We start from the raw sequence: 26,012 nt of genomic DNA on the forward strand, positions 1-26,012 counted from the left end.
TGATCTTCTGATTTTCTGATCACCTGATCGACCACATCTCCCTATTATCTTCGCGCCCATGTCCTTTCTGCACCCGGCCTTTTTGTGGGCGCTTGCTGCTCTTTCGATCCCGGTGCTTATCCATCTTTTCCAGCTACGGCGGTTCAAGCGGATCGATTTCCCGAATGTTCGGTTCTTGGCGGAGATCACGCAACAAACGCGCGCCCGGAAAAAGGTGCAGCATTGGTTGGTACTGCTGGCAAGACTGTTAGCGTTAGCAAGTTTGGTCCTTGCCTTTGCGCAACCCTATATCCCTAGCGCGAATACGAACGTTGTCGCCGGGCAACGCGCCGTATCGCTGTATGTGGATGATAGCTACAGCATGGACGGCCAGAACGCCCAAGGACGGTTACTGGACCAAGCCCGCAAAGGCGCACAGGATGCTGTAATGGCGTATAGCGCTACAGATCGTTTTCAGCTACTGACGGGGCGTTTCGAAGGAAAACAACAAGTGCTGTTGGGTCGGGATGAAGCCTTGGAAGCGGCCTCACAAGTGGATGTCAGTCCATATGCACGGCCGTTGAGCAAAGTGATGGCTCGCCAACGTGAAGCCCTTGGCCAGAGCGACGCTCCGGTTACTCGCGCATTCCTGTTCACAGACCTACAACGCAGTGTTACGGATATCGAGAATTGGACGAACGACACGCTTATACATACTGTGATCGCGCCATTGGCAAGTGCCTCACCGGATAACCTCAGCATCGATTCAGTGTGGTTCGATAGCCCTGTGCGGCGCGTGGGACAAAGCGAGATCCTTCATGTTCGCTTGCAGAATTATGGCGAGCAGGAATTGGTCAACGTTCCGTTGCGGTTGGATATCAACGATCGCCAGCGCGCCTTGGCCAGTTTCAGTATACTTGGTGGCGCCACTGTGGATACGACATTGCGCTTTTCGAGTGAAGCAGGTGGTAACCACTGGGGCTTCGTCTCGATCGATGATCGTCCGGTCACGTTCGATGACCGCATGTACATCAGTTACCGTGTGATCGACAAGTTGCGCGTGCTCCTGGTAAGCGGCGGCAATGCCGAAAGTGATAAGTCGGTGGCCGATGTTTTCAGCGGTGACAGCCTGCACATTTTCACACAACAGGCCATGCGCTCGTTGGATCTTTCATCCTTGGCGCGGCAGGACCTTGTGATCTTGAATGCGCTGCCGGAAGTGGCCAGTGGCCTTGTGCAAGCGTTGGGCACCTTCGTGGAGAACGGCGGCAGTGTTGCTGTATTTCCACCGTCTAATGGTGACCCGAGCAGTTATGCCGGACTCTTCGGCCAATTCGGCGCCTCCCCTCCTTCCCGAATGGATACCGCTACCGTAAAGGTGGATCGCATCGATCTGGACAAACCCTTCTACCGGGACATCTTCGAGACCATGCAACGCAACGTTGACCTACCAATAGTGCGCGAGCGTTGGAGCATTCGTCCGGCGCCGGGAAGCGATGTGCTCTTGCGTTTACAGGACGGCACCGCTTACCTATCGCGTACACAACAAGGACGTGGATCCATATACCTCTGCGCAACACCCTTGGCAGAAAGCTCGGGCAACTTCACGCACCATGCATTCTTCCTTACCTCGCTGTTGCGTATGGCGGAATTGAGCCGTCCGATGGGTGCATTGTATCACACGCTTGGCGAAGAAGTGCTGATCCCGTTGGAAGGCATCGAATTCAAAGGCGACGCAGTGCCTCATTTGAAAGGACCGAACAACATCGACCTTGTCCCGGAAGTGCGCAGAACACCTGGAAACACAGCAATTGCCTTGCACGATCAGGATCTACCTCCCGGACCGTATGCGGTTGTTAGTGGTAACGACACGCTGATGACCTTGGCACTGGACCTTCCGCGCCGAGAAAGCGACCTGAGCGCCTACAGCGTGGATGAATTAAAAGCGCTGTTGACCGAAAAGGGACTCACCAGCTACACCGTATTGGATACGGGCACATCGGATCTGAGCTTGAAATTGAACGAGTTGGACCAAGGCCGGAAACTGTGGAAATGGTTCATCTTTATCGCATTGCTTTTCTTAGCTGCTGAAGTATTCCTGATCCGATACCTGAAATAAGCGATGAAACCTGTCACTCTGCGCCAAGTAAAGGTGATCGACCCTGGTGGTCCGCATCACGAAAAGGAGATCGACATTCGCATTGAAAAAGGCACGATCACCAAGATCGCTGCGCGAATTCCAAAAGGAATGGGTGAAGAGATCCACGTGAAGGGCATGCATGCCAGTCCGGGCTGGGTGGATCTACGGGCACATTTCCGCGATCCCGGTGAAGAATGGAAACAAGGTGTACGCAACGGCTTGGATGCCGCCGCTGCTGGTGGGTTCACGCGCGTGGCGGTATTGCCGAGCACTGATCCGGTAATGGATAAAAGCAGCGGCGTAGCGAATTTGCTGAGTCGCGCAAATGGCCATGTTGTGCAGGTACTTCCAGTGGGTGCGTTAACGCAAGGGTTGAAGGGCGAACAGTTGGCGGAATTGCACGATCTACGCACAGCGGGTGCAGTCGCGTATTGTGATGATCAACATACCGTTCGCAACAGCAGGTTGATGCTCTTGGCCTTGCAATATGCCAACGGTCTGCCGGGGATCAAACCACCGATCATGGTGTTCCCAAATGATCCAGATCTGAGCCTGAACGGGATGATGCACGAAGGCACAATGTCCACACGACTTGGGCTGAAGGGTATACCGCCGATGGCCGAAACGATCCAACTAGCACGTGATCTGGAGCTTTTGGAATACGCAGGTGGACATTTGCACGTGGCCACGATCTCCACCACAGGCAGTGTGGGGATGATCCGCCAGGCTAAAGCACGGCAACTGCATGTTACGGCATCGGTCGCAGCACATAACCTATTCCTGGATGATGCATGCTTGCGTAGTTTCGAGACGCGTTACAAGGTGATGCCACCCTTGCGCGACATCACGCACATCGAAGCGCTTCGGGATGGTGTGAAGGATGGCACGATCGATTGTATTGTTAGCGATCATCGCCCGGAGGATCGCGAACACAAGATCATTGAATTCGGACCGGCATCCTTTGGTATCATTGGCTTAGAGACCTGTTTTGCGGTTGCGAATACCGCGCTGAAAGGGCGCACCTCGTTGCGTCGGATCATTGAACGGTTCACAGTTGGTCCGCGCGCCGTTCTTGGTTCACCTGCGATCCATATCGCCGAAGGCACGCAAGCCGAGATCACCCTATTCGACCCCGAGTTGGAGTGGACGTGTGCGGAAACGGATCTCGTAAGCAAGAGCCACAACACGCCGTTCATCGGTCAACGCTTCACCGGGCGAGCGTTGGGGATCATTGCGCAAGGGCAAGTGATCATGCGAAGCTGAAGCGGTTCGTAGTTCGAATTCTACAGATCACCCGCTGATCAATGCCGCGATCTCGGTCACAACATCCTGGCCTTTATTGGTATTGTACCAGCCATGTAGTGCTTCTGCCAATTCTTCTTTGCTCAGAGTTGCTTTTTTAGCGTCCACAAGTGCTTGGGCAGCGTTGGGTCGAGGTCCCCAGGTGAACAATTCTTCACCTGTTCCAGCGTCGATGGCAATCAATTTCGGTATGCTCCTCCCGCCATTGGTAAGGTACTGATCCATCAACTCCAAATGTTCATCGCGTGGAAAAATGCGGAGGTCGATCGCTGGTGATAGCTCGGCCAGCTGGTTGATAACGGGTAGGCATTGCGCACTATCACCGCACCAAACCTCCGTAAGCACGATCCATGTTTGAGGTGTTGCATTCGCCATGATGGCTCTTGCTTCGTCATCGATCTTCAATGTCTTTTCCAAGCGACGTGTACGTGCAAGATTCAACTTGGTATAATCGGCTCCATAGCCACCACCAGGCGGCCCCAGTACACGACCTTCGGCTACGGCTTTATCGAATTCAGCGCGGTAGGTATCGTGTGATAGGCCCTTCTTAGCGTAAGCTTTCAGGTCGATCGAGTGCTCTTTGCTTCGTGCTTCCATCAATTTCTATTCTCCTGCATTCGCGGCTTGTTCCATCGCTTCGAACTTCTTGATCAACTCCTCATCGGTCAACACCAAATACTCCATCATTTGCCGCGCATCCTTTGCGAATGGATGATCCGGATACAAATTGATCACTTGTTGATAGGCCTTCTGTGCTTCCCCTTTCTGCTTCAGCTCCGTATCGATCGTGAAGGCTTTCAAGTAGTACGTATCGGGCAAACGTTTCCAGCTGGGGTAATCGACAATGATGCGGTCATATAGTTTGATACCCTGCTCCGGATCGCCCATGGCCTTTGAGCATAACCCTGCTGCCCGGAACAAATATTCCGGCGCATTTTCATCCTTCGGATATGCCTTTGCGAAAGCCTTGTACACATCAAGCAACTCCTGCCCACTGCGTGCATTGAAGGCCACGCTCTTGAACAACGTATCTTCCATTGTGGAAATACGCCCTACCATTTCGGCGGCTTTGGGATCCACTCCATCCTTCGCGGTCTCTTCCCCGCCACCACATGCTATAAGCAATGAAAAGGCCAGAGGAGCAATAACGAATTTCAAGTTCTTCATTTCGTGACGGGAAAACGCATTTTGTACTTCACTTCGGTATCGCCGCGAGAAATGTCGCGGAGCTTACCGTTGAGCAATCTACGGCGCAGGGGTTTCAAGCGATCGGTAAAGAGAATGCCATCCAAGTGGTCATGCTCATGTTGGATCACACGCGCCGCCATGCCATCGAACTCGACTTCGTATTCCTTGAAATTCTCGTCTTGGTATTGCAGAACGATGCGTGGTTCACGGAACACCTCTTCGCGAATGTTCGGGATGCTCAGACAGCCTTCCTCGAACGGCCATTCCTCGCCTTCTTCTTCAACGATATAGGGGTTGATGAACACTTTCTTGAAGTCTTTCAATTTTGCCTCATCTGTCGGGTTACCATCTTCATCCTCCGCGAACGGAGAAGCATCAACGATGAACATGCGGATGCCAAGACCCACTTGCGGAGCCGCAAGACCAACACCATTTGCGGCGTACATGGTCTCAAACATATCTGCAATAAGTTGTTTCAATCCCGGATGATCCGGTTCAATGTCCTGTGTCATTTTCTTCAGCACAGGGTCGCCATAGGCGCGTATTGGTAGTATCATGGTCGTGTTGCAAAGTTAATTCCTTGTTCACAAAGGCAGCTACCGATTGTCGTTTTTAGGTTTATAGGGTATTGAGTAACTGGTATTGAGTAAAGAGTTGGCCAACTCAATACCCTGTACTCAAGACCAGTGATCACTTAGCCTTTGCTACACCCTTTTCCCACCACCTTGCATCCAGCTTTGCAGAATGATCGTCGCGCTGATGCGGTCCAGTTGGCCTTTATCTCTGCGGGCCATTTTCTTAACACCGCTTTGGAGTAGGGTCTCGTGCGCTATTCTACTGGTGAATCGTTCATCCATCGTCTCGACCCACTGGTTCGGAAACGCTTTTTTCAATTGCTGAATGAACTTTTCCGCTCCGGCAGTAGCATCCGTAGGCAGCCCATTCAAGCCCATTGGCAGGCCGATAACGAAGCCCTCCACGAATTCTTTGGCGAGATAGGCCTTCAAATACGCCAGAACCTCTGACGTAGCAACCGTTTCCAGAGCTGTTGCAATTATGCGTAGCGGGTCCGTAACTGCGATTCCAGTGCGTTTAAGGCCATGATCCAGAGCAACAATGCGCGACATACCGGCGAAAGTAGCTAGCTCACGGCAGGCTCCCCGTTGAAAATTCTACATTTTTCATTCATCATTCAAAATTCCCGAAGGGCAATATCTTCGCCCAATGCAACAGGAGATCGAAAAAGCGTGGAAGGACCGGTCGCTTTTAAAGGAGCGAGGTACGATACAGGCCATAGAACATGTGATCGAATTGCTGGACAAAGGCGAGCTGCGCGTGGCAGAACCTAGCACTTCGCGCGAAGCCGAGAAGTGGAAAGTGAATGATTGGGTAAAAAAGGCCGTGATCCTGTATTTCCCAACACGTGCAATGCGAACCATCGAGGCTGGACCGCTTGAATTCCATGATAAAATGGAACTGAAACGTGGCTATGAAAAGCTTGGCGTTCGCGTGGTTCCCCATGCCGTTGCACGGTACGGCGCCTATCTCGCACCCGGCGTGATCATGATGCCCAGTTACGTGAACATCGGTGCGTACGTGGACCAAGGAACCATGGTGGATACTTGGGCTACTGTGGGCAGTTGTGCACAGATCGGCAAGAACGTGCATTTGAGTGGTGGCGTGGGCATTGGTGGCGTGTTGGAACCTGTGCAAGCTGCTCCGGTGATCATTGAGGATGGTGCATTCATAGGATCCCGCGCGATCGTGGTAGAAGGCGTTCGCGTAGGCACGGAAGCAGTGTTGGGAGCCAATGTGGTGCTTACGGCAAGTACACGGATCATTGACGTTACCGGTAGTGAACCAAAAGAATCCAAAGGCTATATCCCGCCACGTTCAGTTGTTATTCCAGGAACGGTTCCAAAGCAATTTCCGGCAGGTGAATTCGGTGTGCCCTGCGCATTGATCATTGGCCTGCGCAAAGCGAGCACCGACAAGAAAACATCACTCAACGATGCCTTGCGGGAACACGGGGTGTCTGTTTAGATCTTTGGTAAAGAGTACTGGGTACCGAGTACAGCGTACTTTATAGCATACTCGGTACCAGTTACTCTGTACCATGTACTCAATACTTTGTTCAAAATACACCCATCTTTGCCCTTGGTATGGAGATCCTCATTATTGGCCTGCTTACATTATTGAACGGCTTCTTTTCATTGAGTGAGATCGCGTTGGTAAGCGTCAAGGCCAGTCGCATCCAATCGTTGGCGGATCAGGGTTCCGGTCGTGCAAAGACCATTCTGAAGTTACTTGCTGATCCGGAAGGGTTTCTCAGCAGCGTTCAAGTAGGCATTACGCTGATCGGTATTGTTGCAGGTGCTTATGGCGGTGCAGCACTCACGGACAATTTAGAGACGGTCTTCAACAACTGGCCGTTGATCGCACCGTACGCGCACAAAGCTGCACTGGTATTGGTCATTGGCGGGATCACCTATTTCACCATTGTTGTTGGTGAGCTGGTTCCGAAAAGCATTGCATTGAACGACCCGGAAAAGATCGCGCTGTTCGTTGCTCCGATCATCAACGTGTTCACGAAAGCGACCTTTCCGATCGTAAAGTTATTCTCTGGATCCACCGCGTTACTGCTGAAATTGTTGCCCATCAGCGAAGGCAATGGAGATCGCGTGAGTGAAGAAGAACTGCGATCCATGATCCGCACGGCGAATCTGCAAGGCGTGTTGGATAAGGAAGAATCGGAGGCATTGCACAATCTCTTCCGCTTCAATGACCAAGTAGCAAAGACATTAATGACCCATCGCAACGACCTGGAATGGGTTGATAGCAATGATCCTTTAACTGATATCATCGCTCAGGTGAAAGACACCCACCACAGCAAGTTCCCTGTTTGTAATGGCGAGATCGATGAGGTCATCGGCACACTGTCCATCCGTGATCTGCTCGATCGATTCAACCAACCGGGATTCAAACTAACGGACATCATTAAGCCACCCATTTTCGTTCCGCAGAGCACTCCGGCGTTCACGATCCTCAACAAATTCAAGAAAAGCAAGCAATACGCGGCGTTGGTGATCGATGAACACGGTCAGCTTAAGGGCATGGTGACATTGCATGACCTAACGGAAGCCATCATGGGCGATCTACCGGATGAAGATGACGACGACACACCGGAGATCGTAAAACGCGCCGATGGATCGCTGTTGGTCGGCGGCCAAGTGTTGATCGGTGATCTGAACCACTACTTAGGGAAGGATCTGCTTGAGGAGAACAACAATGCCTACACAACGGTGGCTGGCTTCTTCCTGAATCATTTGGAACGGCTTCCGATCGTTGGTGACCAGGTCACGGAACCCAACTTCATCGGCGAAGTAATGGATATGGATGGCAACCGGATCGATAAAGTAATGATCACGTTGATCGAAGGAGAAGTAGAATGAATGCACCTCGGCACCTCGACTCCGCTCGGCGACCGAGAATGACAGTATGAATATCCTGATCATACAGACCGCCTTTTTGGGCGATGCCGTTCTGGTCACGAGCATCCTGGAAAAGCTGCACGCGACCTATCCTGAAGCACGTTTGGATCTTGTGGTGCGCAAAGGAAACGATGGGCTGTTCAACGAACATCCGTTCTTGAACGAACTGCATGTTTGGGATAAGAGCAAAGGCAAAACGCGTGCATTGTTCAAGTTGATCGGATCATTGCGGCGCACGCGATACGATCACATCATCAATGCGCAACGCTTCTTCAGCACCGGATTAATGACCTTACTGGCACACGGTAAAGCGAGCATCGGTTACGACAAGAATCCGCTAAGTTTTTTTTACTACAAGAAAATAAAGCACGTCATCGGCGATGGTCGGCATGAAGTGGATCGATTGAACGAATTGATCGCACACCTGACCGATGATACACGGCCCCTACCCTGTTTATATCCAACTGAGAAAGACCGGAACACCGTAATCGAACTGACCAGCGGCGTATCCTCCTACGTCTGCATTGCACCTGCCTCCGTGTGGTTCACCAAGCAATGGCCAGCGGAAAAATGGATCGAACTCATCGAACAACTTCCAGCTGAACAGACTGTGTACCTGATCGGCGCACCAAGTGACGTTGCACTTTGTGAACGCATATCCAAGGAAGCCCAACATGGTATTGTTGTAGCCGGAAAAATCTCGCTTTTAAGCACCGCCGCGCTCATGGAAAAAGCGCAGATGAACTACGTGAATGACAGTGCGCCATTACACATTGCAAGCGCCATGAATGCTCCGGTCACTGTGGTATTCTGCAGTACGGTACCCGCATTTGGTTTTGGCCCGCTGCGCGATAATGGCAGGATCGTAGAAACCAAGTTGGAATTGAATTGCCGACCATGTGGACTGCACGGCTACAAGCAATGTCCGGAAGAACATTTTAAGTGTGCGTTGAAGATCGATGTGAGTGCGGTGCGATCAGACGCTTAGATGATCAGAAAATTGCACCAGATCGGTAAAGCGCACCCGTACCGTCGACCCATTGGGTCGACCTTTACGGTGCAATAGAAATAAAAATGAAGCACCAAAGTACAATCACATGTGCCTAACCTTCGAATTCTTCGAGGCCCGTGAAAACAAGGCCATAGCCTTAGCGGCAAAGGGCTGTGTAGCTCTCGAAGAATTCATGGAACAAAACCGCATTTCATGGCGAAAACTTGAAGCTGCCGGACTAGTTGCTGAACGCATGATCCGAAGCACTGCAGAGATCCTGAAGCATGACCCAACTACGATAGGTCGCACCTATTTAACCCTGCACAAGAAAGAAGATCTGATCGTGATCAAAAAAGGGATGGGTGATGCGTTGTTGACGTTGGTTCGCGGAAGAAAAAACTAATCAATTCTGCTCGAGAAACCTGATCCACATCGAACTCATGAAACACAGGCAGTTGATCAGCTTTTGATCATAACGATCACCTCTCTTTCAACTTTTAGTTGGTCCAAGAATACCTCCAGATCTTCATAGGTTACCATGGCATCAAAACCCATATTACCCCAGGATCGTGGACCAGGCCATTTGGACTTCATTCCTAACCCTGCGTTACCTATCCGGAAATTAAGTCGAATTCTTTCGCCTCTTCGTTTTAGATCAAATCGCTTTGGTTCGTTTTCATCTTCGTGAAGCCGATCGTACAAACGATCAGCTGCAGCATTGCCTAGATCCCTCCATTCGCATTCGGGCACATTTACAAAGTCAGGATCACGCACTTCCAAAGCATCCACAAAACTGCTAGGAAATGCCACTATCTGTATATAACCTCCTCCCGTGTCATCTAGCCAATCGATCGGCCATTCAGTTTCAATTATTGGCCTAAAATGCTCATCGAAAGATTCATAAGTTGGGAAGTAGATCCCTTTACCCCTTTTGTTCGGGTGTAATATTCCATATATCGAAGACATCAACACCGGAAGAGGTTATACTCAACACGTAAAAAAACAGTTCTTCTGTAACATACTTTATATCCAATTTCACCTCGAAATGGTTGAGTATCAACGTTGCCATCCCATGTTATTTTTCAAGGCTACGTAACATCTCCAATAAAGATTCGGAGCCACCTTTCTCAGCGGCACCGCCTTGCCATTGAGGATATGGAAACCGACGTGCTTTCGTAAAGAAGGTCAGAACCGTTCGTATTCCATCTATACCTATTTCGACTTGTTCCTGGTCTAGCTTATCAGTTTGCCTTAATTCAATTGCTTTTGTCAAGTAATGTGAAATGTGGTTATGCCTCATTTGCTCAATCAGATTGATCTTTGATTTGAATTCGTCCAGAACCGTTACACTTCTAGCCTTAAACTCTATGGGCAGCGATCTACGTAATGCTGGTAATCCTGCATAACTTGTTTTCTTTTGAATATTACCATCCCTGAACGCCACAATACCGGTTATCATATCGCGCCACATTGCATCCGTAGCTTTTCGGCAAATGCTTGGCAGGTATTTATTTAGTCTTGCTCGATCCGCCTCAGAGCAATTTAATAAGACTTGTAATTCGCCCCATTGAGACTGTAATTCCATAAGTCTTAACCATAGAAAATAGAAACGGCCGCCCTCTTCTTCCCCAAGGTTTGCCAAACACCGTGCCTTAACTTCAATTAATGGGTCATAAATCGGTTCGATTTGTTCAGTGCTCATACTTTATTTTCGTTTCTTTCCTTTCCCACTTTCCACCAACAACCCACCCACATACTTCTCATACAGCTCAAACAAGAACTCCACGCGTTTGGCATCTGTTGTAAAGGGTTGTGGGCGGTAGCATTTATCTACGGCTTTGTCTAGCGCGTGGTGGGCTTTTAGGAGTGCTGGCGGCATGGTAAGCGGATCGTACAAATCTGCCAACGATGCTTTGGGGAACTGTGCCCGTGCATCCAACACACCTTGCGCGGCTTTTTCTACAGTGGCTTTTTGCGCGGCAGTGGGTTGCTCTGGCCACGGGTAATTGTTGTAGACGATGTCTTTGGAGTAACGGTAATCGCTCTTCATACGCCCACAAACATTTCGCATCCATGCATTGTGCATAGTGCAGCTTAGCATACCGAAGTGGTACAATGAAGCATCTGGAAGGATTTTCACCAAATTACTTGCAAGTGTGTTTGGTGTTTCAAAACCAATCGGTATGAACGTTCGCCGCTCGGACGAAACTTCCGGAATGATCAAGTACTCCTTCCTTGGCATATTCTCCACATGAAACCGCGTTGGAGTATCCGCAATTTTACGTGTAGGAGCGCTTACGCTAGCTAGTCGAACACGACGCACGGCATCTATCCGTTTCAGTACTTCGGGAAATTGCCGCAACTCACCGGGAGCGGCATCGCCCAACCACAGGCACCACCTTTGCCAACCATTTATGAATTCATCGCTCCCCAACCAACGTTTGAAATACTTTTCAGAACCCGGTTCTAGTTTAATGAACTCGGCTTTTTCTTCGTCCGTAAAGAGGTAATTCCCACCATCAATGGGTTTGTTACCAATCCCGATCTCTGGCACAACACACAAAGGTTTACTGCGGCTACGTATTACAACATCCGGTCCGTCCACCAAATACGGGTTGAGGTTGTTAACAATCACCTCTTCCGGTTCACTACGCTCATCCGCATAATTGAACAAACGCTTTTTGGATACATCGAAATCGGCAAAGCCAACAATAACGCAATGCACAGCAGCAACGCCACGTGCTTCATTGTTCCAGCGGAATGTCCTGTGCGCAAAATGGATCTTAATGCCTTTGGCAAGAAGTGGTCCCCACAACGCGCCAACTTGTTCGCCTTGGGTAATGCTGTTGGTGCTTACGAAAGCGGCGCGTGTGGTTTTGTTGCCGTATGCTTGCACGTAGTGTGCGGCAAGTCCGTACCAGCCGCTTACATAATCCAATGTACCGGCTCCTTTTACACCGGGAAAAATGGCAAGAAGATCTGTGCGCATTTCGGGTGTCATCAGCTTGCTGCCAATGAACGGCGGGTTCCCCAGAATGTAATCGTAGCGCTCCCCTTCTGGCAACAAACTTTGCCAATCCAATTGCAGCGCATTAGCACAGGCAATGGTGGCACTGGCGCGTAAGGGTATGCGCACCATGTATTCACCAAAGGCCGCACTTACGCGTTGGTTCATTTGGTGATCGATCAGCCACATGGCCACTTGCGCGATCTGTGCCGGGAATTCTTCGATCTCGATGCCGTAGAATTTATCCACGTTCAGCAGTACGAGGCTATCCACATCCACCACTTGCTGGCCTTTCAGTTGCGCAGTAATAACGGCGATCTCCAACTCGCGGAGTTCGCGGTACGTGATCACTAAGAAATTACCACAACCACAGGCTGGATCCAGAAACCGAAGCTTGCTGAGCTTCTCATGGAAATTCTCCAATTTTGGTCCGCTTCGTTTCGCCTTCTCGAATTCGTCCCACAATTCATCCAAGAAAAGGGGTTTGATCAGTTTCAGGATATTCGCTTCGCTCGTATAGTGCGCGCCCAGGTTCCGGCGTGCCTTGGCATCCATGGCACTTTGGAACAGCGCACCAAAGATCGCAGGACTGATCCGCGACCAATTCAACCCGGCGCACTCCAGTAACGTTACGCGCATTGTACCGTTCCAATCGGCTATGGGCAAGTGTTCCGCAAAGAGTTTACCGTTGATGTACTTGAAATCGGCGAGCCGTTCGTCCAAGTTCTTCTGGCGCTTTTCTTCGGGTGTGTTCAGCAGTTGGAACAAGCGTGCAAGTTGTCCGCCGATGTCGGTGCCATCCTCACGGGTCTGGTCCACAATGAAATTGTAGAACGCATCCTGCTCAAAAATGCCGGTATCATCCGCAAAAAGAATGAAGAGCAAACGCACTAGATACACTTCCAGCTCCTTGCCGGAATATCCTGAAGCCTTCAGTTCATCGTGCAGCTGGCCCATCAATTCAGCCGCCTTGATGTTCACAGGATCCTGCTCGCGCACAGGCCGAGCTTCGTAACCGGCAATGAAATCGAACAGTTCGGTGCGTTGCGGAAAGTCTTGGAGCAGCAATTCCGTTTCAACACCATTTTCCAGATCGTACAACACGAATCGGGCGAAATCGCTCACGAGAATGAAGCGTGGTTTTTCATGCTCCTTTACGCCATGCAAGTAATCAGCAGCTTGCACAGCAGCTTTCTTCAGGTCCTTACCCAGGCTTTTGTGTTCGATAAGCACCATGCCCGGCCAGAAGTAATCGATCTTACCCAAGGCATTATCCAGCTTACGCACATGCACTTCATAACTCCCAACAGTGCGGTTGCGAATGCCAAAAACATGGAAGAATTCGTACCAGAAGGGTTTAGCATCAGCCTCCTCCTCGCTGGCCCCGGCCCACTGCTTGGTGAACTTAACAGCACGGGTGCGGATCTCGCGACGACTTAGGGGCATGATGGGAGTGTGATCTCAATGGTTACGGACAGTGGCCCGTAAGGACAAGGCGAAGATGGGAGATAAATCGGGAATGGTCAGGTGCGCTAAGGTTTACTAAGTCATTTTGCGCCGATCCTTCCAATTTCGACTATCTTCGCAGTGATGGATTGGCAGCAATACATAACCAGCGAAAAGGACATTCGGAGCGGTAAACCGATCATTCGAGGAACGCGACTGACCGTCGAGTTGATCATTGGCCGTCTGGCAGATGGTTGGACCTATGATCAGCTGTTGGAGAACTATCCTACGCTTAAGGCAGAGCACATTCAAGCCGCGCTTGCATTCGTGAATGAATGCATGATCGATGGCATGCTGCTGTATTCTTTTCCCCGCAAGGCGGGATGAAATACTTGGCCGACGAGGATTTCCCGCACGCTAGTTATAAAGTTCTGGTAGCTGCGGGATTTGATATTCAACACGTGGGAATGCTTTATGCTGGTCAAAAGGATATTGATATAGTTAGGATCGCACAGGAAAATGACCGGACCCTTCTAACATTCGACAGCGATTACGGTACGCTTGCCTTTAAGGATGGGGTCTGGCCCAAATGTGGGATCATCTATTTTCGGATGCACAACTATACACCAGAAGAACCGGCAACGCGCTTTTTGAGTATCCTTCAAGCAGACCCAAATTTGGAGTGGGCTGATCGGGTCACGGTGATCTCTCGGGAATCGTTACGCGTGCGGCGCCTTGCTAATAATGATGAATGATGCTCGGGCGAATTGAACAATAACCTGTTATGGATCATAGCCAGTTTGTCATTGAATTTCAGTAGCACAGCTGGTCAATAACCACCCCGGCCCAAACCCATAAATTCGCGCCCCGAACAAGAGCTTCAACAGTTTCACATCAACCCACTAAAGAGGCCCGTTGTCTGATCATAAAAATCATGTCTTTCTGCGTTATCTGCGTCCTGCCTGCCGCAGGCATGGTTCCATTCTTTGCCCATGCAGGCGCTAAATTGTCTGATCATCTAATCGGTCACCCCGGAGAGCGCGTAGCGATCATCCGGGGCTAATTTTCTGATCCCCTTGCGCACCACCAGCTATACCGTAAATGCCACACACCTCGATGGTGTTACGGAGCAACCCTTGTTCAAGGCCATAGCTACTGAGGCCGACATTCAAGGCATTGCGGCATTTGCCATTGGGGGTTATGTGCGTGACCTATTGATCAACAGACCGTGTAAGGATCTGGATTTTGTTGTGGAGGGTGATGGGATCGCATTTGCAGAAGCTGTTGCAAAGCGTTTGGGGACCGGACCTGTGCATGTGTTCAAGAATTTCGGCACGGCGATGTTCATGTTTGGTGAGGAACAAGTCGAATTCGTTGGTGCGCGCAAAGAGAGTTACAGTCGCAACAGCCGCAAGCCAGAAGTGGAATCGGGCAGCATCAAGGACGATCAGGAGCGGCGCGATTTCACGATCAACGCATTGGCGATCAGCTTGAACAAAGGCAGCCTGGGTGCTTTGGTCGATCCTTTCGGCGGCATCTTAGATCTCGATCGTGGGTTGATCCGTACGCCGCTCGATCCGGACATCACGTTCAGCGACGACCCGTTGCGGATGTTACGGGCTGTTCGATTCGCCTCACAATTAGGGTTCACGATCGATCCTCCCACCTTCGAAGCGATCAAGCGGAATGCGAAGCGATTGGAGATCATCAGCGCGGAACGGATCCACACCGAGCTCAACAAGATCATTGCGGTCCCCAAGCCTAGTGTAGGATTCAACCTGCTTTTGGAAAGTGGCTTGTTGCAGGAATTCTTTCCGGAGTTCGTTGCGCTACAAGGAGCCGAAGAGAAACACGGCATCGGTCACAAGGACAATTTCCATCACACCCTCCAAGTATTGGACAACGTGTGTGCGCATAGCGATGACCTCTGGCTGCGCTGGGGTGCCATATTGCACGACATAGCAAAGCCGCTGACCAAACGCTTCGAGGAAGGTCATGGTTGGACGTTCCACGGCCATGAGGACAAGGGCGCGCGCATGGTGCCCAAGCTTTTCCGGCGATTGAAATTGCCGCTTGACGATAAAATGCGTTTCGTTCAGAAGCTGGTTGCGTTGCATTTGAGACCGATATCGCTCACCAAGGATCAGGTCACGGACAGTGCGATCCGTCGTTTGCTCTTCGATGCTGGGGATGACATTGATGCCCTCATGATCTTGTGTCGTGCGGACATTACAAGCAAGAACGAGAAGAAGAAGGAACGCTACTTGAAGAACTACGACGTGGTGATCCAGAAGCTGAAGGATGTGGAACAGAAAGATCACGTCCGCAATTTCCAACCGCCGGTCACCGGAGAGGACATCATGGCTGCGTTCAATATTCCACCATGCAAGATCATCGGTGATTTAAAGACCGTGATCAAGGATGCCATCTTGGACGGCAAGATCCACAATGATCGTGGACAAGCCTGGGAATTAATGATTGCTGAAGCCGCTAAGCTGGATCTGGCGCCGGTTCCGGGTATGGAGCATGCACCTTAGAAAGTGAATGGAGAATGGAACGCTGATGACGCGGAAAAAAAGGATCAACGCGGATTCTAGAGTAAATGATAGAATAGGCTGCATTGAAACGTCATTAAGTCAAAGGGGAATTTCTAATGGCTGCTCAGTTCTTCATTCTAAATTCTTCATTCTTCATTCTTCATTCTTCATTTCTTTAGTCCATTCACCCATATACCATTCACCAAAATATCTCCCAAGAAGCATTTCCAATAATTAGCACGAACGGCCTAATTTTGCACGCCTTATGCGCATCTATCGTTTTCGGGTATTGATCGATCACCCTACTGAGGCGTTCAGAGATATTGAGATCGGCTCCGAGCAGAACTTTCTAGATCTGCACACCGCCATCAAAGAAGCGTTTGGTTTCATCGGTCAGGAAATGGCGTGCTTCTATGTAAGCGATGAGGATTGGGGCAAAGGCCCGGAGATCCCGTTGGCCGACCTTGGTTTTGCTGAGGAAGGAACCGTTCCAGCTTTGATGAAGGAAGTGTACATCAGCGATCACATGCGCAGCACATCGCAACGCTTCATTTACGCTTACGACTTCCTACACATGTGGATGTTCATGGTGGAACTCATCGGTGCTAGTGACCCTGATGCGACATTGACCTATCCGCGTGTTGTGCTCAGCATGAAAGAGGCTCCTGACGAACACAGCAAGGAAGATGATCTTTCCGCTGGCATTCTTGCAGAAGACCCCTACGACCTAGGCGATGAGGAGCACGGCATGGACGATGATGATCAATACGGTGATGACGATCATGACGAGTTCGGTCACGGTAACATCGATGATCTCGGTGAGGAGTACCGATGACTTCAGATAAAGGCACCTTAGTGATCATCGGCGGGCCTACCGCAAGCGGAAAGACCAAGGCGGCAGTCCAATTAGCGCAGCGTCTGGGCACCGAAGTGATCAGTGCCGACTCGCGGCAATTCTATGAGTCCATGCAGATCGGGACCGCTCGCCCGACTGAATCCGAATTGAATGGTGTCAAGCACCATTTCCTTGGTCACTTGGAGATCGCCGAAACATGGAGCGCTGGATCTTTTGCGCGCGCCGCAGAACCCGTTCTTCAAGAGCTGATCGCTACGAACGGCGTAGCAATTATCGTAGGTGGATCAGGTCTCTACATCGATGCGTTGATCAAAGGTCTGGACCCTTTGCCGCTCGGCGATCACAAGATCCGAGAACAACTACAGGAACGCTACCGGACAGACGGATCAGAACCGCTGTTGAACGAGCTGAAAGAACGTGATCCAGCGACTTGGGAACGCATCGACAAGGCAAATCCGCACCGCGTAATACGGGCATTGGAAGTTTGCATTGCGAGCGGGAGGCCATTCAGTGAACAACGCACCACTCCTCAGGACAGAACGGATATTCGTATCGTGCGCATAGCCATGCATATGCCACGTGAGCAATTATACGAGCGGATCGATCAGCGCGTAGATGCGATGATCGCGAGCGGTCTGTTGGGAGAAGCAAGGGCTCTAATTCCATACAAGGCACACAATGCTCTGCGCACTGTAGGTTATCGCGAACTCTTCGATCATTTCGCGGGCAATACCACTTTGGATGAAGCCATCGCGTTGATCAAACAACACACGCGCAACTACGCCAAACGCCAAATGACCTGGTTGCACAGGGATACGAGTTGGAGGTTTGTATCACCAAGCGATCCAAGCGAACTCATTCAACTCGTTGATGGTTTGATACGATAACGACCTGGAAGAATATAGCAAGTCGAATTACCACGTACAGAACTTTTGTGTTGATCTACGTCACTTCGAATCCGACCAACAGTACATCGTCGATCTGTTCACCCTTTCCTAACCACATTCTGAAATTGTCAGAGATGGCCTGATACTGGTCATCTAGTGTGAGGGTTGATGTTAGCACAAGCCATTCCTTCAGGCCGCTGGATTTCAATTTCTTCCCTTGCGGACCACCGAATTGGTCCTGTAGACCATCAGAACAAATGAAAAGACGATCGCCAAGTTGCAATTGGATTGTTCCGCTACTGAACGACCCCAGATCACCTGAGTGTGGCCCGACGGGCATCCGGTCTCCTTTATGTTCTGTCAATTCGCCGTTACGCACAACATAGAGCGGTGCATATCCTCCCGAGTAGTACATGTATTTTGTTTTCGGATCATAACGCAGTACTGCTGCATTCATACCGTCGTGACCCGCTTCGCCACCGTCCTTGCTCAGGGCTTGGATCATCCCCGAACGCACCGCATCAAGGATCGCTCCGGTGTCCTTTACCTTTTTCTTAAGTACGACATCATTGAACAGCGTAGCTCCGATCAACGTCAGCAACGCTCCGGGCACCCCGTGGCCAGTACAATCCGCAGCCACTAGCACCACTGCCCCATCCTGCTCCGCAAACCAATAAAGATCACCACTAACGATATCCTTTGGCCGGAACAGAATGAACGATTCCGGAAGCAGCGTTTGCAATCGCTCTGCCTCGGGTAGCACTGCTCGCTGGATCCTTTGGGCATAACGAATACTGGAGAGCAACTGAATGTTCTGTTCGCGAACAATTGTTTGCTGTTCCTCAACCGCATTCTGCAATTTGAGTCGTTCGCGTATGTCCCGTGCGTAAAGGATCACAGCAGGTTCACCTTGATAAGAGGAAACGCGTGTGCTACTTTCCACCGGGATCACTTCCGCTTTGGAAGACAACAATGGAATGTCTGAATAGATATTGCCCTTCTTTTCCCAAGCATCCGCAATACGATCCGCGCTGCGATGAAGGAATTCCTTAGGATGCAGATCGAATATGGTAAGCGTCGTCAGTTCGTTCGTGGGAATTCCGATCAACTCCGATGCTTTCGCGTTCGCCAGATGGATCTTTCCACTCACGAAGTTGATCACGAATAAGGCATCGTTGCTTGCTTCCAGAATGCTTAGAAAACTATCACGATCATGAACCGCAGTGCTATGAACTCCTTGCAAGCGGTTGTAGGCCACGGATATACCAATTGCCACCATTAGAAGCAGTACCGCAACGGCCATTACAGCGAGTCCAATATTCAAGTCCATGCAAGATGGGGATCGGGTTGTATGCCCTCCAACACACCAAAGATCAGCTCGGGGTCAAGGAATTCACCAACCCGGTCAGGCCGTGATGCGTATCGTACGATGCCGTTCGCATCCACTAAGAACGATGCTGGCAGCGGCATACCTTTCGCATAGTCCACCATGGGTTCGATCAATGGGTTACTGTAGACCACACCATATTGACCGGAAACTTCTTGCTTGTCATCAGAAAGCATGCGGTATCCGACACCGATCCGCTGGACCATATCCAGATTCACGGAAATATCATCCGGTCCGATACCGAGGACAAGAACACCTTTTTCCTTGAAGCGCTTATGGTTTCGTTCGTACGTGCGCAGCATCATGTGGCATCCGGGGCACCAATCGCCACGAACAAAGATCAATAATACTGGGTGTTTACCGTGGAAGTCCGACAATCGGAACAGATCCCCATTCTGATCGGGAAGTTCGAAATCCGGTGCAGGTTTACCCACTTGCATCCTGTAGCCACCACGTGTTAATTCTTTCATGTGCTTGGCATCCTGCACATAACTGATGGTCAGGCCAACAGCGGCGATCAAGGGAATTACGGGTAGTAACCATAGGTCCCAAATGAACGGTTTGTTCCAAATAGCCAGAACAAAAAGAAAAACGGCTACCGCTGACTTTCCGGTATCTACCCATAGCAGGTCAACGTACGTAAAAAACCGCATGAAACGCTGGCGAACAATTGTTGCCGAAGCTGCAAACAGCATAGAGAACGTAAGCAATGGCCAAGACTGGAAATGAAGGTCCAGCACAATGCCCAGCGCTGCACCACTGATCAACAACAATGCGAACTGATAATTGCTAGTGTACTTCTGGAACTCTAGCAACGCGAAGCCATACGCCAAAAAGAACATTAACTCGGCCAAGCTTGCATAGCCTAAAGCCAACGGTATGGCCGAGGCAATAAGCAGGATGTATCCCAGGACCGTTAGAGGATGGAGCCTTCTGAACATGGAATGCAGGTATACGGGAAATGGCCTCGATTGTTCCACACTGAAAGGACAATACCACGATCATGCGATCACGGCACACACACTCCCTTATTACCTCCGCCGCCCCGACTTTAGACAACAGGCCGGGCCGTTCAATTTCAGCACGCTCAGTACTAAGGCATATGAATATGCGAACATCTTAATGCTTCGCGAAGCCTCTTTCCCAGCTTTGTTGATCGTTATCTGTGGCTTGTTGCCAGTGTATATATTTTGGACCTAATTATGGATCGCCCGAATAAGATCAGACCTAAAGAGGCTCAGTGATCGGCTAAGTAGATCTGGCGCCATTATTTTGATACCGAGAGATCATCCTTACCTTGGAATTAAATTCTCTCCAAAATGGCTGACTTCAAAACCGAATACCCCAATGGTGACCTGCGCGTCGTATGGCAACCCGGGAAATGTGCTCATTCCGGTGTTTGCGTAAAGATGTTGCCCAACGTCTATGACCCAAAGGCAAGACCTTGGATCAAAGCCGAGAACGCAACGATCGAAGAATTGAAGGACCAGGTCGATAAATGTCCGTCCGGTGCTTTGAGCTACTACACGACCGACGGCAAAAGTTGAGCCCTTGAATTGCACATGAGCCATGGGTCCGGCAAGACCTGCTGGACGAAGTTCCCTGACCCTATCGCTCCACTGAACGTGGCTCCTATCTGACCGATCTTGCATCTGACACCGAGCAACAGGGAGAACATACCCCTGAACATCACCAAGTATTACGGCCAAGATCAATACGGATGAGCGATATTCGCGAACCGAAAACGAGATCCATACCATGCTTCGACCAACCATCCTTCTAGTTTGTACACTAGCGTTGCTCAGTTCCTGCAGCACTAGCGAATCAAATACGGCTACGACCGATACCGCACAAGCCGGTCCGGTCGCCAAGAAGATTGCACACGAAATGCAGGAGCACGGTAAGGTTCGTACCGATGATTATTTCTGGATGCGCTTAACGGATGAACAGAAAGAAGCCACCACACCGGACGCACAAACACAGGATGTACTGGACTATTTGAATGCCGAGAACGCATATCAAAAAGAAGTACTAGCGCATACCGATACGCTACAGAAAGAACTGTTCGATGAGATCGTTTCGCGGATCAAACAAGATGACAGCTCAGTGCCCTACAAGTTGAATGGTTACCTCTATTACGATCGCTTCGAAACCGGGCAGGATTACCCGCTTTATTGTCGCAAACAAGGCAGCGAAAAAGGGAAAGAGGAGATCATGCTCAACGTGCCAGAGCTCGCGAGAGGCCATGCCTATTACCAAGTAGGTGGTCAAGACGTAAGCACCAATACGCAATTACTGGGCTATGCGGTGGATACTGTTTCGCGGCGCCAATACACGGTCTTTTTCAAGGATCTGAAATCGGGTGCAGAACTACCGGACCAACTCACTGGAGTAGATGGAGGCGTGACCTGGGCGAATGATAACACAACAGTTTTCTACACCGTTCAGGACACTGTAACGCTGCGTTCATACCGGATCTACAAACACACGTTGGGTACACCACAATCCGCGGATGGTCTGGTCTACGAAGAGGCCGATGAAACCTTCGGCACATACGTTTATAAGACGAAGTCGGAGAAATACATCGTTATCGCATCGAGAGAAACCCTTACCAGTGAATACAGAGTTCTTGAAGCAAATAACCCGAACGGAGAGTTCCGGATCATTCAGCCTCGCGTGGTTGGACTGGAATATAACATTGATCATTTCGGTGATCATTTCTTCATCCGCACGAACATGGATGCGACCAACTTCAAACTCATGCGCACTCCGGTAAATGCTACGACCAAGGAGAATTGGACCGATGTGATCCCACACAGAAGTGATGTTCTTCTATCGGACGTAGAGCTTTTCAAGGACTATCTGGTACTGAGCGAACGTAAGAACGGCTTGCTCCAGATCCGCATGAAACGGTGGGATAATACCTCCGATACCTACATGGAATTCAATGACCCCACGTATGCAGCATACGTATCATTCAATCCAGAGATCAACACGAACGAATTGCGCTATTACTACACGAGCATGACCACACCGGGCACCACGTATGCCTACGATATGAAGACCGCAAAGCGCACGCTGTTGAAGCAACAGGAAGTGCTGGGCGGCAAATTCGATCCAGCCAATTACGCAAGTGAGCGATTGTTCGCGACCGCAACGGATGGCACCAAAGTGCCTATCAGCATCGTTTACCGCAAAGGCATGGAACGGAATGGAAAGAATCCACTCCTTCTCTACGGCTATGGTTCGTATGGCGCCAGTATGGATGCAAGTTTCAGTTCAACAAGGCTCAGCCTTTTGGACCGTGGATTCGTGTATGCGATCGCACACATTCGCGGAGGTCAAGAGATGGGCAGACATTGGTATGAGGACGGAAAATTGCTCACTAAGAAGAACACGTTCACGGACTTCATCGATTGCGGCAAGTTCTTGGTGAAAGAAGGCATTACATCACCTGAACACCTCTATTGCCATGGCGGCAGCGCAGGTGGGTTGCTCGTAGGCGCGGTGGTGAATATGGCCCCGGATCTCTTTCATGGCGGTGTAGCCGAAGTACCTTTCGTGGATGTAGTAAGCACCATGTGGGATGAAAGCATTCCGCTAACGACTGGTGAATTCAACGAATGGGGCAATCCGCAGGACGCGAAGTATTACGATTACATCCGATCCTATTCACCGTATGACAATGTGGTTGCGCAGAACTATCCGAACATGCTTGTTACGACCGGATACTGGGACAGCCAAGTGCAATACTGGGAACCTGCCAAGTGGGTCGCGAAACTGCGTGCGACCAAGACCGGCGATCAAAAACTGATCATGTACTGCAACATGGATGTTGGTCATGGCGGAGCATCCGGACGGTTCGAATCGTACAAGAAAGTCGCGCTGGTCTATGCGTTCCTGCTCGATCTGGAAGGCATCACTAAATGAGCTGCGCGATCTGACCGCGCACTTGAAATGGCAATGACCACATTCGATACACTCGGCTTATCCGCCCCCATTCTCGATGCTGTAAAAGCGGGCGGGTATGAGCAGCCAACACCCATTCAAGAGCGCGCGATACCTGCGATCCTCTTCGGCAAGGATCTATTGGGAATAGCTCCAACGGGATCGGGTAAAACATTGGCCTATGCATTGCCTGCTCTCCAACTATTGCTGGAAGGGAAATGGGAATTATCGAACCGGCATGTTCCGATATTGTTCGTTGTTCCAACGCGCGAGTTGGCAGGACAAGTTGAAGAAGTGCTCCAAACGCTGGTGGCAACTCTAACGAACAAGATCAAAGTTGCGGCGGTATTCGGTGGTGTTTCCATCAATCCGCAAATGATCGGGATGCAAGGTGTGGATATTCTCATTGCAACGCCCGGCAGGCTATTGGACCTTATGGATCACAAAGCCGTTCATCTGGGATCCGTGAAATACTTGGTGCTGGACGAAGCCGATAAAATGCTCGATCTGGGCTTCCGCGAGGAAATGGATCGTGTGCTTGCGGCCTTACCAAAGAAGCGGCAGAACCTCTTGTTCTCGGCTACATTGAATGCTGCTGTGGATGCCATCACACAACTGGTATTGCACAAGCCAGAGGTGATCCAACTTACCGAAGAACCGCAGGAGGTCACCTTGATCCAGCAACGCGCATTCCGAGTGGACCAAGAAAAGAAAGGACCTTTCCTGCGCTACCTTATCCGGAGCATGGATATGCAGCAAGTGCTGATCTTCACAGCTTCGGGACACAGTGCGGACCATGTTGCGGACAAATTGAAAAAGCATGGCATTGATGCGGAATCCACGCATGGCAAAAAAAGCCAAGGTGCAAGGCAGAACGCATTAGCGGCATTCAAGAAAGGAACGCTGCGGGTGCTGGTAGCAACCGACCTTCTTTCCCGCGGAATAGACATCGACTCCCTACCCTACGTGATCAACTATGAGCTGCCACGTTCACCAAAGGATTACATACACCGCATCGGTAGAACTGGTCGAGCAGCGCAGGCAGGTGAAGCCATTTCGATCATCACGCCAGAGGACCAGCACCACTTCAAAGTGATCCAGAAGAAAATGAAGCAATGGGTAACCTTGGAGGGTACTGAGGACATTGATCTTTCAGGAGTTTGAGGTGAACACGTTTAGTTGAGCTATTTCATATCGATCAACGGGTCCACAACAAGAAAAAAAGGACCGCAACGGCGCTACGACACAACGCAGCTCAATACGCACACCGTATTTACGCACGCCGCGACTACAGAGTCTCAAGCCAGTCCACGTCGCGTCGCTGCGCCGTTGCGGTTCAATTCCATCTTTCGCAGCATTTGAACATGCTCGAGGTTCTCCACCTACCACAAGTCCCGTAAATTCGCGGCCCAATGCCGATCGCAGATCTTTTGCATATCGAAAACCTCACCTTCTCGCATGTCGAGCTAGCGGTCGTAAGTGATGTGTGGTTCAAATTGACCGTGGGCCATGGAAAGATAACGCGATTGGAATGTGCTGCTGTACTTCGTGAGGAATTGGGAATCAAAACCAGTTGAACTGTGAGCGACCGATTGGCACAATTACAAGGCATGTTGGCTGAAGAGCCAGGCGACCTTTTCCTTCGGTATGCCATAGCCTTGGAATGGAAACGCTCCGGCAACATGGAACAAGCCATTACCGATCTTGAGTCGATCCTCACCGACGATCCGAAATACATACCTGGTTACTACCAATTGGCACTTCTCCAAGCAGACCTAGGCCGGATCGAGGATGCGAAACGCGCCTGTGAGGCAGGTATGATGCAGGGTTTGGTCACAGGTGATCGGAAGGCACGCGCAGAACTTCAAGAGCTTCTCAATTCCTTGGAAGACGCTGAATGAATTGGAAGAAGATCGCATTCCGTACACTTCTTGTCGGCTCTGTAACCCTGCTGTTCCTTGTACTGTTCGCCTATCCTTATTTCGCTATGCAGCGACCTGTAGGCAGTAAGAACTTGGTAGTGGAAGGATGGATGCACCATGAAGGATTGATGGAAGCACGGGCCCTTTTTCTCACCGGTGGCTATGATCATATCTATGTTACCGGGACAATGCGGCCATTCGCGTATTACTTGGAAGAAGGAAAGGAGATCCGGATCCTATTGAATGAACCGATCGAACATACGATCCTTGTCGGAGCCGCCGGATTACCCACAACGAAATGGTATGTGATCAGTGGTACGGATACGCTGCTCACCCAGCGTTCCACGAAAAACACCACCGATCATGAGATCGATGCTACGGGAAAGCGCTTGCGCGAGTTGCGATTCGTGACCACCTCAGCACAAACTGCAGCGCCCGGTGTTCCAATAGTCTTCATCGCAATGCTTGATGTTGATGGAACACCTGCTCACTCCATTGCACAAATTCAGTTGGTAGATAAAAATGGCATTACGACTTCCGGCTGGCCAACACATGCCGATGCAGGTCGAGCGGCATTGATCGAAGCAGGGATCTCTGCGGATAAGATCACCGCTGTACCTACGATGCAGCATACGGGTGGCCGAACATTCGGATCTGGCAGGACGTTCATTGAATATGCCAAGAAGAACGGGATCGATGCATTTGATATAGCAACGCTAGGTGTACATGCACGCCGCACATGGAAAGGATACGTCACCGCCAAAGAAACGGCTGAAGGAGTAGGAATTATTCCGCTCTACGACCCCTGGTGTAAACGCTGGACCTGGTGGACGAACCCTTACGGATGGTTCCAGATCGGTAAAGAAGTGGCAGCACTTCCGCACGTTCTTATTCAAGGCCAAGGCGGTGCTGCCGATCAGGAGTAGGCCGG

At 50.5% G+C, this 26,012-nt stretch carries 28 protein-coding genes; 18 read left to right on the forward strand and 10 right to left on the reverse strand.

What is annotated here, in order from left to right; genetic code table 11:
* Positions 1–58: 58 nt before the first annotated feature.
* The gene (locus IPF95_16345; GenBank protein ID MBK6476255.1) at positions 59–2,098 is read left to right on the forward strand and encodes a BatA domain-containing protein; all 2,040 of its coding nucleotides are present in this window, start codon (positions 59–61) and stop codon (positions 2,096–2,098) included.
* A gap of 3 nt (positions 2,099–2,101) precedes the next feature.
* Positions 2,102–3,382 carry a dihydroorotase gene (locus tag IPF95_16350; protein ID MBK6476256.1) on the forward strand — a complete coding sequence of 427 codons (1,281 nt, stop codon included), beginning with the start codon at positions 2,102–2,104 and terminating at the stop codon, positions 3,380–3,382.
* Between the two features lie 27 nt (positions 3,383–3,409).
* Here IPF95_16350 and IPF95_16355 read toward each other — a convergent pair whose 3' ends face one another.
* The 4 genes from IPF95_16355 to ruvX all read right to left on the reverse strand — a co-directional run bounded on the left by IPF95_16355 (position 3,410) and on the right by ruvX (position 5,736).
* The gene (locus tag IPF95_16355) at positions 3,410–4,018 is read right to left on the reverse strand and encodes a thioredoxin family protein (protein MBK6476257.1); all 609 of its coding nucleotides are present in this window, start codon (positions 4,016–4,018) and stop codon (positions 3,410–3,412) included.
* A 6-nt stretch (positions 4,019–4,024) separates the two neighbouring features.
* The gene (locus IPF95_16360) at positions 4,025–4,588 is read right to left on the reverse strand and encodes a tetratricopeptide repeat protein (protein MBK6476258.1); all 564 of its coding nucleotides are present in this window, start codon (positions 4,586–4,588) and stop codon (positions 4,025–4,027) included.
* Positions 4,585–5,166, reverse strand: a complete 582-nt coding sequence (locus tag IPF95_16365; protein MBK6476259.1) for a peptide deformylase — start codon at positions 5,164–5,166, stop codon at positions 4,585–4,587. Before IPF95_16365 ends, IPF95_16360 begins: the two co-directional genes overlap by 4 nt.
* 147 nt (positions 5,167–5,313) lie before the next feature.
* Entirely contained in the window at positions 5,314–5,736 is a 423-nt protein-coding gene (gene ruvX, locus IPF95_16370) for a Holliday junction resolvase RuvX (protein ID MBK6476260.1), read from the reverse strand.
* A gap of 97 nt (positions 5,737–5,833) precedes the next feature.
* Here ruvX and IPF95_16375 point away from each other — a divergent pair, with 97 nt between their 5' ends.
* The 4 genes from IPF95_16375 (at position 5,834) to IPF95_16390 (ending at position 9,494) form a co-directional block, all read left to right on the forward strand.
* Positions 5,834–6,652: a 2,3,4,5-tetrahydropyridine-2,6-dicarboxylate N-succinyltransferase gene (locus IPF95_16375; protein MBK6476261.1), complete on the forward strand. Its 819-nt coding sequence runs from the start codon at positions 5,834–5,836 to the stop codon at positions 6,650–6,652.
* A 119-nt stretch (positions 6,653–6,771) separates the two neighbouring features.
* Positions 6,772–8,061 (forward strand): HlyC/CorC family transporter, encoded by a 1,290-nt coding sequence (locus IPF95_16380; protein MBK6476262.1) that lies wholly within the window; start codon positions 6,772–6,774, stop codon positions 8,059–8,061.
* A 46-nt stretch (positions 8,062–8,107) separates the two neighbouring features.
* Positions 8,108–9,088, forward strand: coding sequence for a glycosyltransferase family 9 protein (locus IPF95_16385; protein ID MBK6476263.1), 981 nt, complete (start codon positions 8,108–8,110; stop codon positions 9,086–9,088).
* Between the two features lie 109 nt (positions 9,089–9,197).
* Positions 9,198–9,494, forward strand: a complete 297-nt coding sequence (locus IPF95_16390; GenBank protein MBK6476264.1) for a hypothetical protein — start codon at positions 9,198–9,200, stop codon at positions 9,492–9,494.
* Between the two features lie 56 nt (positions 9,495–9,550).
* Here the strand turns inward: IPF95_16390 and IPF95_16395 are convergent, their stop codons facing one another.
* The 4 genes from IPF95_16395 to IPF95_16410 form a co-directional block, all read right to left on the reverse strand.
* Positions 9,551–9,901: a hypothetical protein gene (locus tag IPF95_16395; protein MBK6476265.1), complete on the reverse strand. Its 351-nt coding sequence runs from the start codon at positions 9,899–9,901 to the stop codon at positions 9,551–9,553.
* A 112-nt stretch (positions 9,902–10,013) separates the two neighbouring features.
* A complete protein-coding gene (locus tag IPF95_16400; protein ID MBK6476266.1) occupies positions 10,014–10,160 on the reverse strand; it encodes a hypothetical protein in 147 nt (48 codons plus the stop codon).
* Positions 10,161–10,166: 6 nt separating this feature from the next.
* A complete protein-coding gene (locus IPF95_16405; protein ID MBK6476267.1) occupies positions 10,167–10,793 on the reverse strand; it encodes a hypothetical protein in 627 nt (208 codons plus the stop codon).
* Positions 10,794–10,796: 3 nt separating this feature from the next.
* The gene (locus tag IPF95_16410) at positions 10,797–13,544 is read right to left on the reverse strand and encodes a class I SAM-dependent DNA methyltransferase (protein MBK6476268.1); all 2,748 of its coding nucleotides are present in this window, start codon (positions 13,542–13,544) and stop codon (positions 10,797–10,799) included.
* Between the two features lie 144 nt (positions 13,545–13,688).
* On the opposite strand from IPF95_16410, the gene IPF95_16415 reads away from it, so the two are divergent.
* The 5 genes from IPF95_16415 to miaA all read left to right on the forward strand — a co-directional run bounded on the left by IPF95_16415 (position 13,689) and on the right by miaA (position 17,824).
* Positions 13,689–13,931, forward strand: coding sequence for a DUF433 domain-containing protein (locus tag IPF95_16415; protein MBK6476269.1), 243 nt, complete (start codon positions 13,689–13,691; stop codon positions 13,929–13,931).
* A complete protein-coding gene (locus IPF95_16420; protein ID MBK6476270.1) occupies positions 13,928–14,299 on the forward strand; it encodes a DUF5615 family PIN-like protein in 372 nt (123 codons plus the stop codon). Before IPF95_16415 ends, IPF95_16420 begins: the two co-directional genes overlap by 4 nt.
* A 321-nt stretch (positions 14,300–14,620) precedes the next feature.
* On the forward strand, positions 14,621–16,081 hold the full coding sequence (locus IPF95_16425) for an HD domain-containing protein (protein ID MBK6476271.1): 1,461 nt from the start codon (positions 14,621–14,623) through the stop codon (positions 16,079–16,081).
* Positions 16,082–16,346: 265 nt separating this feature from the next.
* Complete coding sequence (locus tag IPF95_16430) at positions 16,347–16,916, forward strand: hypothetical protein (protein MBK6476272.1); 570 nt, start codon at positions 16,347–16,349, stop codon at positions 16,914–16,916.
* On the forward strand, positions 16,913–17,824 hold the full coding sequence (gene miaA, locus IPF95_16435; protein ID MBK6476273.1) for a tRNA (adenosine(37)-N6)-dimethylallyltransferase MiaA: 912 nt from the start codon (positions 16,913–16,915) through the stop codon (positions 17,822–17,824). The genes IPF95_16430 and miaA overlap by 4 nt, the downstream gene beginning before the upstream one ends.
* 55 nt (positions 17,825–17,879) lie before the next feature.
* Here the strand turns inward: miaA and IPF95_16440 are convergent, their stop codons facing one another.
* Positions 17,880–19,154, reverse strand: a complete 1,275-nt coding sequence (locus tag IPF95_16440) for a SpoIIE family protein phosphatase (GenBank protein ID MBK6476274.1) — start codon at positions 19,152–19,154, stop codon at positions 17,880–17,882.
* A complete protein-coding gene (locus IPF95_16445) occupies positions 19,145–20,152 on the reverse strand; it encodes a redoxin domain-containing protein (protein ID MBK6476275.1) in 1,008 nt (335 codons plus the stop codon). The genes IPF95_16440 and IPF95_16445 overlap by 10 nt, the downstream gene beginning before the upstream one ends.
* Here IPF95_16445 and IPF95_16450 point away from each other — a divergent pair.
* From IPF95_16450 to IPF95_16480, 7 genes are all read left to right on the forward strand, one after another.
* On the forward strand, positions 20,151–20,411 hold the full coding sequence (locus IPF95_16450) for a hypothetical protein (GenBank protein MBK6476276.1): 261 nt from the start codon (positions 20,151–20,153) through the stop codon (positions 20,409–20,411). The two genes, IPF95_16445 and IPF95_16450, sit on opposite strands and share 2 nt — an antisense overlap.
* Positions 20,412–20,530: 119 nt before the next feature.
* The gene (locus IPF95_16455; protein MBK6476277.1) at positions 20,531–20,758 is read left to right on the forward strand and encodes a (4Fe-4S)-binding protein; all 228 of its coding nucleotides are present in this window, start codon (positions 20,531–20,533) and stop codon (positions 20,756–20,758) included.
* A gap of 211 nt (positions 20,759–20,969) precedes the next feature.
* Entirely contained in the window at positions 20,970–23,141 is a 2,172-nt protein-coding gene (locus IPF95_16460) for a S9 family peptidase (protein ID MBK6476278.1), read from the forward strand.
* 27 nt (positions 23,142–23,168) lie between these two features.
* Positions 23,169–24,323 (forward strand): DEAD/DEAH box helicase, encoded by a 1,155-nt coding sequence (locus tag IPF95_16465; protein ID MBK6476279.1) that lies wholly within the window; start codon positions 23,169–23,171, stop codon positions 24,321–24,323.
* Between the two features lie 248 nt (positions 24,324–24,571).
* The gene (locus IPF95_16470) at positions 24,572–24,736 is read left to right on the forward strand and encodes a hypothetical protein (protein ID MBK6476280.1); all 165 of its coding nucleotides are present in this window, start codon (positions 24,572–24,574) and stop codon (positions 24,734–24,736) included.
* Between the two features lie 3 nt (positions 24,737–24,739).
* Complete coding sequence (locus IPF95_16475; protein MBK6476281.1) at positions 24,740–25,060, forward strand: tetratricopeptide repeat protein; 321 nt, start codon at positions 24,740–24,742, stop codon at positions 25,058–25,060.
* On the forward strand, positions 25,057–26,007 hold the full coding sequence (locus IPF95_16480; protein MBK6476282.1) for a hypothetical protein: 951 nt from the start codon (positions 25,057–25,059) through the stop codon (positions 26,005–26,007). The genes IPF95_16475 and IPF95_16480 overlap by 4 nt, the downstream gene beginning before the upstream one ends.
* The last annotated feature ends 5 nt before the right edge of the window (positions 26,008–26,012 follow it).

Source organism: Flavobacteriales bacterium (assembly GCA_016704485.1).
In the GTDB taxonomy this organism is placed as follows: Bacteria; Bacteroidota; Bacteroidia; order Flavobacteriales_F; family PHOS-HE28; genus PHOS-HE28.